The sequence below is a fragment of the Marinifilum fragile genome (assembly GCF_963677365.1).
In the GTDB taxonomy this organism is placed as follows: Bacteria; Bacteroidota; Bacteroidia; order Bacteroidales; family Marinifilaceae; genus Marinifilum; species Marinifilum fragile.
Genome location: NZ_OY781962.1, coordinates 4,142,287 through 4,157,246, shown reverse-complemented (window position 1 = coordinate 4,157,246; position 14,960 = coordinate 4,142,287). Strand labels below are relative to the sequence as shown.

Here is a 14,960-nt window from a genome sequence, read left to right as displayed (position 1 = left end):
TTTATAAATGCTCTATGCTTCATCAAGTTACAAAATCAAACATAAATAATCAAGTGTTGAGTTTCTTTTTTTATTAATTAATATAATTAAGATATTTCACTTCAATTTCCCTCCAATTACACAAGTCTTTTTATAGGTTTTCATTCGCCCATCAGGATTAAACATTTCAATATAAACAAGGTATATTCCTATAGGTAACCTTTCTCTTTTCGAATTCAACCCATCCCAATACACGCTATCGTCAGTTCCCAAATACAAATTACTGGCCAGTCTCCTGATTTCCTTTCCTAGGGAATTGTATATTCTAATATTAGCTAAGAATCCATCATCTTTTAAATTAAAATTGATGTATAAGCGATCATCAACTCCATCATTATCAGGAGAAAATATTTTTGAAGACAAACTAACTTCCTCTGCAGATTCCTCTATATCGCTATAAACAGAGTTTTTCATTCCAGGAGTCCCAAAACCAATGTTTTGTGCTGCCGACTGCCAATTAGAATTCAAATTGGTTTCTTCCTCAGGGTTTACACGTTCTAATGCAACACCTTCTTTACTTGCCAATAGTTCAAAATGCATATCATCACAGTACTCCAGATCATCAATAAGCTCACCTTTTGTGTACAAAACAACCCTTCCACTTTTATCAGGATAATTTGGTAAATCCACTTGATGGAAAACAGAAGTATTTGATGTGTAATAATTTTCTGCAATATTGCATGAATCAGCCGTAAATAAACAATACGATTCAGGATGCAAGAGAATCTGTTTCTTAGCTAACTTTACACTATCTGTTAGAAAATAATTCTCATCTTTTTTACCGATATACAGTTGAGATAAATCATAAACATTTCGAGTCTGATTGTACAACTCTACATAGTCTGAACCTCCTGATAATGGATCAAATAAGATCTCATTGATTACAATATCTCCCTGATGAACTTGAGTAGGTATCCAAAATTCCACTAGATTATTTTTGAGTGGATTACCTGCCAAATCTGTTACATTTTGAGAAATCTCTAATTTAAATTTTGCATTCTCGAGCAAATGTTCCTTAAATACAATTTCAATGATCGTTTCAGCTTCTTCAAGTTTACGTATCTCTTGTATAAGATTATCCCCTCGTACCAATTTATAATTTGATTTTTGAAGCACTGATGATACTTGCATAGGCTCTGAATAAATTACTCGCACTGTATTTGTATTCACAACTTCTACGTCCTCAATCTGGGGAAGAACCTGATCTTTATTCTCTTCAAATACAGAATTTAGTTTTCCTGGGGTTCCTCCATTTGTAGCATTTGATGCCTTCCAATTGGGTTCTTGCCAAGTAAAATTCATTGGGTCAATTCGCTCTAAACTCCATCCCCCATTACTTTTCTCTTCCGATTGATACCAAGTATCGGAATAGGCAATCTCATCGATTGTTTCTCCATTAGCTGACAACAGTTTTAAACTGTTTCCTGAATTAGTTAAACCAGTAAAGTTTGATAAACCAATAGCATTTCCATATTCAGAAAATAATTCAACTGCTGTGTTGGAACAAAGAATCAAATAAGAATTTGCATAAATTGTATCTGAAGAAAATAACAATTCTTTACTTCCAATTTGCAACTTCCATCCTCCAACTGAAATTTTATAACCTTTGGTATTGTACAATTCGATATACTCATACTCTGGTAATCCTTGTGTTGGGCTTTCATCTGCCATGATTTCATTGATAACAACATCATGTTCATGTATTTCGTGATAGACAAAATCCAATATGGTATCAAGCACATTATCACATTCGTCAATTATACCTGAAACATGCAACTGCATTTGTTCAGAGTCTGTAAATGAATTTTCAAACTGCAACTGCACTCCTTGAGTAGAAATGGGAGTAACCTCTTTTAGAACATTGGCTTGAATATTGTAATTCTCAGGATTCAGCAAGGTTGCTTCATCAATTACTTCACCAAATTCCAAAACCAACTGATTTTCCGATACCAATTTGAAAGAAACTACCTTAGGTGATTCTTCATCTACATAATCTGCACGAATTGAATTGACTTGGCCAGGGGTTCCCCCTTTTTCATTTATTGATGAAGACCAATTGCTTTGACTGCTGCAAATATTCGCCGGATCAATTCGCTCTATACTCCAACCACCATTACTTTTCTCTTCCGATTGATACCAAGTATCAGAATAGGCTATCTCATCGATTATTTCTCCATTAGCTGACAACAACCTTAAACTGTTTCCTGAATTGCTTAAGCCTGTAAAATTTGATAAGCCTAAAGCATTCCCATGTTCAGAAAATAATGCGACTGCAGAGTTTGAGCAAAGAATCAAATAAGAATTTGCATAAATTGTATCTGAAGAAAATAACAATTCCTTACTTCCAATTTGCAACTTCCATCCTTCAACTGAAATTGGATAGCCTTTGGTATTGTACAACTCGATATACTCATACTCTGGCAACCCTTGTGTTGGGCTTTCATCTGCCATGATTTCATTGATAACAACATCATGTTCATGTATTTCGTGATAGACAAAATCCAATATGGTATCAAGCACATTATCACATTCGTCAGCTATACCTGATATATACAACTGCATTTGCTCTGCATCTGTAAAAGAATTTTCAAACTGCAACTCCACTCCTTGAGTAGAAATGGGAGTAACCTCCTTTAGTGCATTGGCTTGAATATTGTAATTCTCAGGATTCAGCAAGGTTGCTTCGTCAATCATTTCACAAAATTCCAAAGCCAACTGATTTTTCGATACCAGTTTGAAAGAAACTACCTTAGGTGATTCTTCATCTACATAATCTGCACGAATAGAATTGACTTGGCTAGGAGTTCCCCCTTTTTCATTTACTGAAGCTGACCAATTACTTCGACTGCTGCAAATATTTGAAGGATCAATTCGCTCTAAACTCCAACCACCATTACTTTTCTCTTCTGATTGATACCAAGTATCAGAATAGACAATCTCATCGATTGTTTCTCCATTAGCAGACAACAGCTTTAAACTGTTTCCTGAATTGGATAAGCCTGAGAAATTTGATAAGCCTAAAGTATTTCCATATTCAGAAAATGCTTCAATCGCTGTATTGGAACAAAGAATCAAATAAGAATTTGCTTGGATGGTATCGGAGGAAAACCACAATTCCTTACTTCCAATTTGCAACTTCCATCCTTCAACTGAAATTGAATAGCTTTTGGTATTGTATAGTTCAATGTATTCATATTCTGGCAATCCTTGCATTGGACTTTCATCTGCCATGATTTCATTAATGACAACATCAAATTCATTTGCTGGAGCCAAGTATTCAAAGGCGATAGAATCTGAAACCAATGTCGCACCATCTATATCAGTAATGTTTAAAACTTCTACTTGATATTTACCTGTCTTTAATTCTGAATTCATAATAATCAGAATTTTACTACCTGAATCGGTGATGGAAAACATAAAGTCTTTCAGTTCTTCATCATTACAGCTAATTTTGAAATTCTCATGGGTCATTTGTTGATCCGCTTTAAGCTGTTCAGAAAAAGCAATTATAATGGAATCTTGTCCACTTATTTGATATGACTTAATGAAAGGAGCTATGTTTACGGATTGTACTCGAAAATCATCAAACCACAATTCTCCTGCTCGTGTTGCTGATTCAAAATTAAACTCCAACCCACAATAAAACTCTTCACTTTTATCTGTAATTTCAGAATAAAATCCTTCGCATTTGTACCAAGAATTACTCTCTCCCATTCTATTATAGGCTAAACTCCATGTGCCACTGGCATTATATTCTATCTGAATGGCAACCGCCTCATTTTCATTCCAATCAAACTTCGTCTGTGCTAATACTTCTGGAGTTTCCCCATTATTCGTTTTCCAAAGACTTAAAATATCTGAAGAGCCTTTTAAGTTTACTCCTACAGAATATTTGACTTTAGCTTTGGCAGGATTTTCATCATCCATACAAAGGTGAAACACAAAATTATTTCCTGAACTCGGGTCCCAATCACCATTTCGCAAAACAAAACTCCACCTTGTTATTCCATTCTCACATCGCCAATTCTCCAACTTACGAGAGATATAGCTATTCCCAATCTGGTTGCTTAAGTTGTGCTTTAGGGATTTATTTCCATGAATAGGTTGATACGTGGAAATTGACCAATCTGTAGAGTTTATAAACTCACCCAATGAATGTTCTTCAAAATCATAATTAAGGTCCAATAAACTCTGACCAAATACAATAGTACAAGAATCTGAACCTAAACTCAAATGAACTCTAAGTTTGAAATCTTTTTTACCAGAATAACTAATAGAATTCACATTCAAAATGCCATTGTTAAGATCCAACTCAGTATCGTGAATCAATTCACCATCCCCCTGAATCAATTCCAAACTTATTTTATCTGAATGATCTACATCAATGTTCTGATATTGATCACAAGCAACCACTTTCAAATTAAATTGTTCTGCATTATCCTCAACAAACAAAGGCGATGAAACAATACTAAGCCTGTCAGCCTCTATTTTTAGGATTAAAATCTCGGAATTAATATCCTTTAGCAAACTTCCCTTTAATTCCGAACTATTTATTCCAGTCTTCCAACCTGAATCAGACTTTGGAATAAACGCCTGAAATTCCTTATTGTCAGGCAAGCTGGATTCTTTGAAATATATGGCCAATTCAAACTTCTGAACTGTTCCATTACTTACCTGAAATAAGCCCTTACTTGAATTAAATTTGATACGTTCATTATCAATATCATTGCTGATTGCAAGTATCTCTCCATCACTTTTTATTATGGCTCCGGCAATATGCTTTTCCCAATCAAAAGAATTTGGAAGTTCTTTTTTATAGAATATTGCAGTATTGATAAGGGTTGGCAAATCATCGAATGAAGCCGAATCTGCAATCGAAAAATTTAGAACCGTACTCGCAGTTTCCTCTGTTACAGATAAGGATGTTAACTGATGATTTACAATTGTCTCCCCTTCTATAAGCATCGAATTTTGGTCAACACTTGAAATATCTTCAGAAAGAATTGTTTCAAAGCCTTCGGCTTCTGCCTGAATGGTAAAATGCTCTGCTTTATCATACACCAAATCTGTCCAGATCATTTTGCCATTATCCATAGTTTTCCTCAATCCTGACTGCGATTTCAGTTCACCTGTTCCTGCAGCCAAACTAATTTCCACCTGTTTATCAAAATCAGTATCCAAATTTCCCAATTCATCAACCAATTCTACTTCAACGGTAAACAATTCATTAGGTTTTACAGTTTTTGGAATCGTACCAAACTGCATTTGTTCAGCCTTCACTTCACATTCTAACTTCGGTCCCAATATCTCATTATCAAACTGTGGCTTTAGTCCACTATCCTCTTCTGATATTTCCCAGTTTTCACTGGATTTTTCAATTCGTAGTTGAATTATTTCTTTGTCTACACAAGCTCCTTCCTTAAAATATGCGAACAGAGAATAGCTAGCCTCACTTTCACTATTAACAATTGCAGCTGGTTCCGATTCTTGATAAAAAATATCAATTTTGTCCTTTGAAATCTCGAAATCAACATCCAATTCACGATTATCCCTCATAAGATAAAAACCAGTTAAGCTCCTCTTAAAATCTGCTTGATTACTTTCACCACTTGCAATCGGAATTTTCTTAAGAACAGTTGGAGCTTCATCATCACCAGAATCCTTTATAGCAAATTCGAATAGTTTAAATGCGTCGCTTTTTTGAATATGTAGAGCTGATAGAAAGGTATTTTCTGGGATCCATGAAGTTGAATCCGCTTGAGATTCATATGTGTTTTCAATGACAATTTTGGAAGAGATCAACTCAGGCAAACTTTCTCCGACTACCATTAACCGAATCGTATCTACAGCTTGGTATCTTAAAGAATCAAACACCAAGCTACCTATCACTAAGTTTTTGCTTAAACCATTAGCGGCTATCAATTCTCCTTTTCCTGATTTTAGCGACAAACTAATTTGTTCTTCCTTATCACTATCCATATTCCCAAATTGATCTTTGGCTTCCACTGAAAATTGAAACAGTTGATTTCTTACAACTGATTCAGGGATACCTTTCAAGACCAATTGGGTAGCTTCTACATTTATTAAATGAATCGCAGATCTTATAGAATCATTGTTTTCAGCAAAACCAGAGCCACTGGCGAATGTTGAAAATCCGATTGCATCTTTCCTTATTGCCAATTGCAGTTTTAATCCATCAACCAATTCATTTGCTGAATTCAAGTATGCCCTAAGTTCAAATTCTTGCTTTGCACCTTCAGGAATGGTTAATTGATCTTCAGAAAAATCAATGTAAATCGAATCAGTACCTATGGTCATAGTTTTATAATTCAGCCAATTGCCTTCAGAATATATTCCAATACCTCCTAATTGATTCTCCCAATCCAAACCATTTTCCGGATTGGAATTATAAAATGTCATTCTGGAAATTTTCGTAGGAACACCATCACTTGCAGAATCTGTTTCGTCAATTATGAATCGAAAGCAAGGCAAAGCTTCAGCTTCAGTATCAACATTCGAGTTAATTATTACCTCTCCCACTTGATTCTCCGATTCCTTCAAAACAGTAAGATTATCATTTTCAACAGTAATTGGATCTCCACTAACTACTATGTTATCGAAATAAACTTTATCACCAGCATTTGGATTATTCATCCTCACGATTATTCTAAGTTCACCTCCTTCCAAACCAGAAGTAGAAGCATCAGAACTTCCCCAATTTCCAACATTTTCGCCATTTACGGTAAAAAGTTGTTCTGCCCCGTCATCAATTTTATAAAAACATTTAAGGTACTTGTTTGCACTTGTTGAAGAACCAGTCTCGACTGCTAACACAGTAATAGAACAATTGGTATAAGAGGAAATATCAATTGCTTTACTCATCCAAACAGCTTCACCATCACAATCAACGGCTTCCAATCTTCCACCACTGGTTTCTACCACTTTAACGTAATCCGAATCATCGGCAAGAGTACAGTTCGTGACATTCAAACTCCATTCGGCAACCCCCTCCATATCAACATTTGCACCCCAATAACCTTTATTTAAATCTGCAGCATCTGAGAAGTTCCTTGTCCATATATCTTCTGCATGTAGGTTTGTATTTATCAGTAAAACCAAGAGAATGAACAATTTCTGGGAAAGTGTTTTTTTCATAGGAAATTAACTTTAACTTTGATTTGCTTTTCTGAGTAAAAGCTAATTTAACTATAATCATTTTTATTAACAAGGAATTAAAGCTTTATTATGTTATGAGAATAGCAGTTGTAGGAGCTACAGGCCTGGTAGGCCAGAAAATACTGGATGTTCTGGAAGAAAGAAATTTTCCGGTTAGCGAATTATACCCAGTCGCAAGTGAAAGATCTGTGGGTAAAGAGGTTGCATTTAAAGGCAACAAGTACAAAGTTATCAGTATAGAAGATGCAATTAATTTAAAACCACAAATTGCAATTTTCTCTGCAGGTGGCGGTACATCATTAAAATGGGCTCCTGAATTTGCCAAAGTTGGCACTACTGTAGTTGACAATTCATCAGCTTGGAGAATGGATGAGAGCAAAAAATTGGTTGTTCCTGAAATTAATGCTACTGAATTAACCAAAGAGGACAAGATTATAGCAAACCCGAATTGCTCAACAATCCAAATGGTAGTTGCACTAGCTCCTCTTCATAAGAAATACAAAATTGAACGCCTTGTGATTTCAACCTACCAGTCGATTACTGGTACTGGTGTAAAGGCAGTGCAGCAATTTGAGAATGAACGTTCAGGAGTTGACGGAGAGAAAGCTTATCCATATGAGATAGATAAAAACTGCCTTCCACATTGCGATGTATTTACAGAAAATGGTTACACAAAAGAAGAGATGAAACTGGTCAACGAAACCAGAAAAATTTTGAAGGACGACAGTATCAGAGTTACTGCTACCGCAGTTAGAGTACCTGTTGTTGGAGGTCATAGTGAATCATTAAATATTGAATTTGCCAATGATTTTGATGTTGAAGAGGTAAAACAACTACTAAAGGAAACAGAAGGTGTAATTGTTCAGGATAATCTGGATAATAATGAATACCCAATGCCAAAATACTCTCATGAACGAGACGAAGTATTTGTTGGACGTATTCGACGTGATTATTCAAACCCTAACAGTTTAAACATGTGGGTTGTAGCTGATAATCTTAGAAAAGGAGCCGCAACCAATGCCGTTCAGATTGCAGAATATTTAGCCAAACAAGAGTTGGTGTAACACAATAAAAAACCCGATGCAAAACATCGGGTTTTCTTTTTTATATCATTGATCTTCTTAGTCCATCAAGTTTGAATAATCCTGATAAAGGAAATCATTGTATGGGAATCGTGCCGAATGAATTTCACGAATAACATCATACACTTTCTCTCTAAATTCTTCAATATTCTGCTTTTCGATTGCTGAAATAAACAAACAAGGCGTATCTCCTTTAGCAATCCACATTTGCTTTAACTCATCCAAACTATAGTTTTCACGTGTTTTGGGTAGCAAATCGTCCTCATCTTTCTTCACGTAAGTGAAAGCATCAATCTTATTAAACACAAGGAAAGTAGGCTTTTCTCTTTTGTCAATTTCAGCCATGGTTTCGTTTACCACTTTGATATGATCTTCGAAGTTAGGATGTGAAATGTCAACAACATGCAAAATAACATCTGCCTCTCTCACCTCATCCAAAGTTGATTTAAAAGATTCAACCAAATGGTGAGGCAATTTTCGAATGAAACCAACAGTATCTGCCAATAAAAAAGGAACATTCTGAATTACTACCTTTCGAACTGTAGTATCTAGAGTCGCAAACAATTTATTTTCAGCAAAAACATCAGATTTACTAAGCATATTCATGAGGGTAGATTTACCGACATTGGTATATCCAACCAAAGCAACACGCACCAATTTTCCACGGTTCTTACGTTGTGTTGCCTTTTGCTTGTCAATCTTCTTCAGATCTTCCTTCAGCTTGGCAATCTTATCCAAAATAATTCGACGGTCAGTCTCAATCTGGGTTTCCCCAGGACCACGCATCCCAATACCTCCTCGTTGACGTTCAAGGTGAGTCCACATTCTTGTCAATCGTGGCAATAGGTACTGATACTGAGCCAACTCAACCTGAGTTTTCGCATGCGCCGTTTGTGCTCTGCTGGCGAAGATATCAAGAATCAAATTGGTTCTATCCAAAATTTTTCTTTTCAAAATTCTCTCAACATTTCGAAGTTGAGTTGGAGATAATTCATCATCGAAAATCACCATACCAACATCTTCATTAGCTTCCAGATAATCTTGAATTTCATCAAGCTTTCCTGCTCCTACAAAAGTTTTTGGGTTAGGATAATCTAACTTCTGCGTGAATCTTTTAACAGTTCTTGCTCCCGCAGTTAATGCCAAAAAATCCAACTCAGCCAAATATTCCTCAACCTCCTGAATAGTCATACTTTTGGACTGATCAATCACTCCGATTAAAACCGCTTTTTCTTGCTCCTTTTTTGTTTTTAGATAGTCTCCCATTTATTTATTTTAGGAATAACAACAGACTTACGCCTCTATTCTATTTGTTACAATATCAAACTTTTCCTCAGTAATCAGAAAAAGTGAATTGTAAGGCAAAAATACACAATATTCTGCAATGGTTTCGGCATGACACAAAAAAGAGGTTTCGAAAATTCGAAACCTCTTATATAATTGTATAGTATTGATCTACTGTAATTGGAAGTTGATTGGTACAGTATAAGAAACCTTTACTGGTTTTCCACGCTGCTTTCCTGGCTTCCATTTTGGCATCTGATTGATTACACGAACCGCTTCTTTATCCAAAGATGGGTCAACTCCACGAACAACGCGAACATTCTCAACACCACCTACCTTGTTTACTACGAAAGTAACAAATACACGGCCTGTGATACCATTTTCTTGAGCAATTACAGGATACTTAATAGATCTTGCGATCCATTTCTGTAATTCAAGCTGTCCACCTGGGAATTCAGGCATATCCTCTACAATAACGAATACCTGAGCTTCATCTTCTTCTTCCTCCTCCTCTACTACTTGGATTTCAACTTCTTCATCCATGTCCGCATCAGAGTCTTCAATTTCAAGCTCATCTTCGATCTCTTCATCGTTATCCACAATATCCAATACCTCAGCTACTTTAGGTGCTGGTGGTGGTGGTGGTGGTGGTTTCATCTGTTCCTGTCTGGTAATCGGAATAATCTCCTCCTCAGCTTCCATTTCTTGCTGATCTTGTAAACCTGTAGCTTCAGAAGAATCTACACGCCATTCAAATGCAGCAAAGACAAAAAGCAGAGTCAGCGCCAGACCAATCTCAAGAAAGAGACCTCTCTTATTTTCAAGATCTGCTTTAGGTGACTTCTTAACTTCCATAATCTTCTTTTAATTTTCTTTTAAATTCAGCGTTTAAAAGTAAGTAATTCAATTTTATAATCAAAATTCTATTCTCTGCGAAAATATTTGAGGCATAAAGATATAAAAATAACGAGCAATCAATTTTTTCTAATGGTATTTTTTGATTTTCAATACGTAAGATCAATTGAAAATTTGATGATAATAATAGGAAATGCTCTAATTTGAATATAGATAAACCCTCTGTAAATAAATCAACTATAAATTTAGTGCATTTTTTTCTTTAAAGCCATTCTAAATTATATTTTTTAACGAAGAAGAGTGAAAAATCCATATTGTCCGAACTCATCCTACCTATACACACACTATACATTGCTACCAATCAATTGTCTATTGACAAACAATTTTCGAACTAAAATAGATTCTCCACTCTAAATTCCCTTACGTATAAGAATAAAAAATGTTTGCTTTAGATAAAAATTCATTATCAACTAGTTTCATGTGTTTAATTTTAATTTATCTTTACGGGCGAATTCTTAGACATTTTAAATGATTTAGGAACGACCAATCATTAAACGGGGGGTTAGCTCAGTTGGCTAGAGCGTTTGACTGGCAGTCAAAAGGTCACCGGTTCGATTCCGGTACTCTCCACCCTCAAATCAAGGCGGTTATGGCATTTATGTCGTGGCCGCTTTTTCATTTTCAAACATGTCCACAAGAAACACTTAAGCTCCAATTTTGCTCAATACTATTTAAAGTCTTGCCTACTCAAAAACAATATCCAATTGTAAAGAGAAAATCAGTAAAACATTAATTAACTTAGCTTTTAACCTTCTTTAACACTTTTTATAATGTCGGTAAAACGGGAATCCATACATTTGTAATGTCCTTTCCGAGAGGATTAGGTTTTCATAGATTAAAATGGGTTAGAGTAAAGTCAGGGGTGGTTCCCTGACTTTTTTATTTTTAATCGATATCCTTTCTGCTATTAGAGTTTATAAATAGAATATTACCTAAGGCATCATATCCTTTAAATAGTTCAGATTTCTCATGCTTTAAACTCTCTCCTCTGAATCCAAGGATTGTTAAACCTGCATCGGCCGATTTCTCATTAATTATATCGCGAGAAGCAATATTTTCCTGTTCATGTATGATTTCGATATTAGAGTTTGTAATTGGCAATCTACCACTGACAACCAATTCATCCAATTGCTTTCTGGTTTCATCTGCCTGAGATTCCTTGCAGATATTAAAAATTTGAATGTCCGCTTTGTTCCAGTCTGGATGTCCACCAATAATAAAACTCAATAATATCATAAGGTTTGCATTATCAGTATCTGAAGATTTGATCCAAACATGTATGTTCTTCTTATAATTGAATTTTCTTCTTGAACTCCCTAAAATACAGAAGTCGAAATTTCCAGCACGTGCCAAAGAGTAATTTTCAATGATCAAATCCAAGCGCTCAGGATCTTCTTTATCAAATTCGAAAATCACCATATTATTCTCCATTCCAGCAATTCCTGGTAATTGTATAGCTTGGGCAATGGCTGAAGTATATGATGGAGATATTATTGTATCTACGTAAACGTGATTTTCAATTTTATCGAAACTGTTTATTAACTTATCTAATTCCTCTTGCGATTGCTGATAAGTTGCTTTGGAGTAATATCCTTCAATTCGGTGCAGATAAGTTCCAAATCCATATTTGTAGGATATCCAGTTTAATAACTTAAATGCGGTATCGCGTTCAAACGAATCTTTTGAAATACAAATTGCACTTGGTCGCCATTCTCTTGCTTTTCTTTTACCTGCTTTTTGCAAGAATACCTGCATATTCCTATTCAATTGATAAAGAGAATTCAAAAAAATTGATTCCAATCCATTCCTGTGTTTATGATATCGGTTAATAAACAAATAAATCAAACTCATTAAAACTACAGCACTTAATGCATAAAGAGTATTGATTTTGAACATTACCCAAATGGAAATGAAAAATCCAATAAGCGATAATAACCATTTCGACTTAAAGGAAGGGCGATAACTTGGCGAGGATCCAAAATGGTTCAAAAAAGAGATTAAACACAAAGCCCCATAGGTAAGCATGAAAAACATGGAAATGATTTCTGCTACTGCGTTAACATCTCCTAATGCCACAAAAATTATAGCTATCAAACAAGTTATTAAAGATGCATTTATGGGTTCATTATCCTTGGTTCGACCTTTTGCCAACCAATTGTTAAGTGCTTTCGAAGGAAAAGATTTATCAATAGACAATGCCTGCAAAGTTCTCGGAGCAACCATAACAGATCCAATTGCCGAGGATATTGTTGATGCTGCCAATCCTAATGGAACTACTATGGCACCTCCCAATGCAATTCTTGACATGATTAACTGATCTGCAACCAAATCTTCACTACTTGCTGATCCTGCCAATTTATATACCACAAAGAAATAAATTATCATTCCTATTAAGGTAGCTGCAGTAGTACCCAAGGGAATAGATTTTGAAGGGTTCTTTAAATCTCCAGATAAACCAACTCCGGCTGTCATCCCTGTAAATGCAGGGAATATTATTGCAAATACAATGAAAAAATTGTCTGCATTTCTAAAATCTGCATTCCATAAATTAAAATCACTAGTCATGGAATATTCTGTAGAACCTATAAAAAACAATACCAATGAAATAAAAAGAATTGCTACTACAAAATAAAGGGCTTTAACTCCCAGATTTGCACCTTTTTTTAATATCAAAGCTGAAAGCAATAACATGGCAGGAATGCTTACAACTTGTCTTGGTAAATGATATCCATATGTTTCCCGTACCCAATTAAAAACAGGCTCAAAAGCTTCGGTAAATGCAATAATATAAAATGCAACACTTATGGCCTGTGACATAAACAAAGCCAATCCAATCGTAGCACCAATGTTTAGCCCAAATGATCTGGATATTATAAAATACTCTCCACCCCCTTCAACACGTTTATTAGTTGCAATTTCAGATATGGCAAAAGCAGTAGGTATGGTAACAGCATGTCCTAATAAGATAATAAATATTACTCCCCAGAAACCAACACTTCCCACAGCATAACCAAATCGTAAAAACAAGATGGCACCTAATATGGTAGAAATTGCGGTAAAAAAGACTGGAGCAGTTCCAAATTTTTGAGCTGATTGATTTTTCGGCATAGTAAACTTTGTATAGTTAGTTAATAAAAATAGAAAAAAGGATGGAATATTTTACACTTATTATATTTAGATATTTTTAACAAATAGTTCATCAATACATTGTGATTTAAGTTTTTTATTTGTGTAAATTTATTTTCCACAAAAAGTAGCATGACAACAACTGGTAAACAAAATTCATCAAAGAAATTATTGCATAGCGTCCGACCTAGCAGAATAATCTACCCAATTTTAATTGGATTGGCAGTAGTTGTTTACATGCTCGTAAAAGAAGTAGATGCCAATACATTCTCGTTAATAGATTTTACCTGGTATACTGTTTGGTGGCTTTGCATTGCACTTTTAATGATGGTAATTCGAGATTTAGGCTACATGGCCCGTTTGAGAATTCTTACCGACAGAAAATTCTCTTGGGGACAAGCATTTCGAATCATAATGCTTTGGGAATTTACATCCGCAATTACACCATCAGCAATTGGAGGAACTTCTGTTGCCATTTTATACCTCAACAAAGAGGGGCTTAAAGTAGGAAGAAGTTCTGCGGTTGTAATGTCTACATCATTTTTAGATGAGCTGTATTTTATCATCATGTTTCCTTTACTGATTTTACTACTAAATGTAAAACAGTTATTCATGATTGAATCTCCAGAACACTCCATATGGCTCGATTCTTTATTGTACTTTGCTCTTGGTGGATATTTAATAAAACTAGTTTACCTTATCGTCCTTACTTACGGACTCTTTTGGAATCCCAGAGGCCTAAAATGGTTACTTTTATGGATATTTAAGCTTCCTATTCTACGCAAATGGAAGCATGGTGCCAATAAAGCAGGTACCGATATCATCGAAAGTTCTAAGGAACTCCGAAGAAAACCTTTCCTATTTTGGTTTAAAGCTTTTATGGCTACATTTTGGTCATGGACAGCAAGATATTGGGTGGTAAATGCAATGCTGGTTGCATTTATGTTGGAAGGTTATGGCTTTGCTGATCATATCATGATATTTGCAAGACAACTGGTCATGTGGATCATGATGCTGGTAAGTCCAACTCCAGGAGGAAGTGGATTTTCTGAGTGGGTTTTTACGCAATATCTTGGTGATTTTTTGCCTACAACAGGATTAGCTGCCAGCATGGCCCTAATTTGGCGTTTAATATCATATTATCCTTACTTGTTTGTTGGAGTTTACCTTCTTCCTAGATGGATAAAAAAGCATTTTAAAAACAATCAATCATAAATACATCACAAACAAGCTATTGCAAATTTTGACAAAAGAAAAATGCGATTTCATCAAAGCTTTTTCATGTTCTACCACAATCAATAATTAGGTTTCAATTAAAGAATGTAACTTGCTTATAAT

At 35.1% G+C, this 14,960-nt stretch carries 6 protein-coding genes and 1 tRNA gene; 3 read left to right on the top strand and 4 right to left on the bottom strand.

Features of this window, described 5'->3' with window-relative positions; genetic code table 11:
• Window positions 1-96: 96 nt before the first annotated feature.
• Complete coding sequence (locus ACKPCA_RS16665; protein WP_321280092.1) at window positions 97-7,194, bottom strand: lamin tail domain-containing protein; 7,098 nt, start codon at window positions 7,192-7,194, stop codon at window positions 97-99.
• Window positions 7,195-7,289: 95 nt separating this feature from the next.
• Here ACKPCA_RS16665 and ACKPCA_RS16660 point away from each other — a divergent pair, with 95 nt between their 5' ends.
• A complete protein-coding gene (locus ACKPCA_RS16660; protein WP_321280091.1) occupies window positions 7,290-8,279 on the top strand; it encodes an aspartate-semialdehyde dehydrogenase in 990 nt (329 codons plus the stop codon).
• 57 nt (window positions 8,280-8,336) lie between these two features.
• Here the strand turns inward: ACKPCA_RS16660 and hflX are convergent, their stop codons facing one another.
• The gene (gene hflX / locus ACKPCA_RS16655; protein WP_321280090.1) at window positions 8,337-9,563 is read right to left on the bottom strand and encodes a GTPase HflX; all 1,227 of its coding nucleotides are present in this window, start codon (window positions 9,561-9,563) and stop codon (window positions 8,337-8,339) included.
• Window positions 9,564-9,752: 189 nt separating this feature from the next.
• Window positions 9,753-10,436: an energy transducer TonB gene (locus ACKPCA_RS16650; RefSeq protein WP_054722992.1), complete on the bottom strand. Its 684-nt coding sequence runs from the start codon at window positions 10,434-10,436 to the stop codon at window positions 9,753-9,755.
• 556 nt (window positions 10,437-10,992) lie between these two features.
• Between ACKPCA_RS16650 and ACKPCA_RS16645 the strand changes: the two genes are divergently transcribed.
• Window positions 10,993-11,066, top strand: a tRNA-Ala gene (locus tag ACKPCA_RS16645).
• A 315-nt stretch (window positions 11,067-11,381) separates the two neighbouring features.
• On the opposite strand, the gene ACKPCA_RS16640 is transcribed toward ACKPCA_RS16645, so the two are convergent.
• Complete coding sequence (locus tag ACKPCA_RS16640; protein ID WP_321280089.1) at window positions 11,382-13,604, bottom strand: APC family permease; 2,223 nt, start codon at window positions 13,602-13,604, stop codon at window positions 11,382-11,384.
• A gap of 150 nt (window positions 13,605-13,754) precedes the next feature.
• Between ACKPCA_RS16640 and ACKPCA_RS16635 the strand changes: the two genes are divergently transcribed.
• Window positions 13,755-14,837 carry a lysylphosphatidylglycerol synthase transmembrane domain-containing protein gene (locus ACKPCA_RS16635; protein WP_321280088.1) on the top strand — a complete coding sequence of 361 codons (1,083 nt, stop codon included), beginning with the start codon at window positions 13,755-13,757 and terminating at the stop codon, window positions 14,835-14,837.
• Window positions 14,838-14,960 lie beyond the last annotated feature (123 nt).

Coding starts and splice junctions, on each gene's coding strand:
- ACKPCA_RS16665 (WP_321280092.1), bottom strand. CDS start 7,194: ATGAAAAAAACACTTTCCCAGAAATTGTTCATTCTCTTGGTTTTACTG.
- ACKPCA_RS16660 (WP_321280091.1), top strand. CDS start 7,290: ATGAGAATAGCAGTTGTAGGAGCTACAGGCCTGGTAGGCCAGAAAATA.
- hflX (WP_321280090.1), bottom strand. CDS start 9,563: ATGGGAGACTATCTAAAAACAAAAAAGGAGCAAGAAAAAGCGGTTTTA.
- ACKPCA_RS16650 (WP_054722992.1), bottom strand. CDS start 10,436: ATGGAAGTTAAGAAGTCACCTAAAGCAGATCTTGAAAATAAGAGAGGT.
- ACKPCA_RS16640 (WP_321280089.1), bottom strand. CDS start 13,604: ATGCCGAAAAATCAATCAGCTCAAAAATTTGGAACTGCTCCAGTCTTT.
- ACKPCA_RS16635 (WP_321280088.1), top strand. CDS start 13,755: ATGACAACAACTGGTAAACAAAATTCATCAAAGAAATTATTGCATAGC.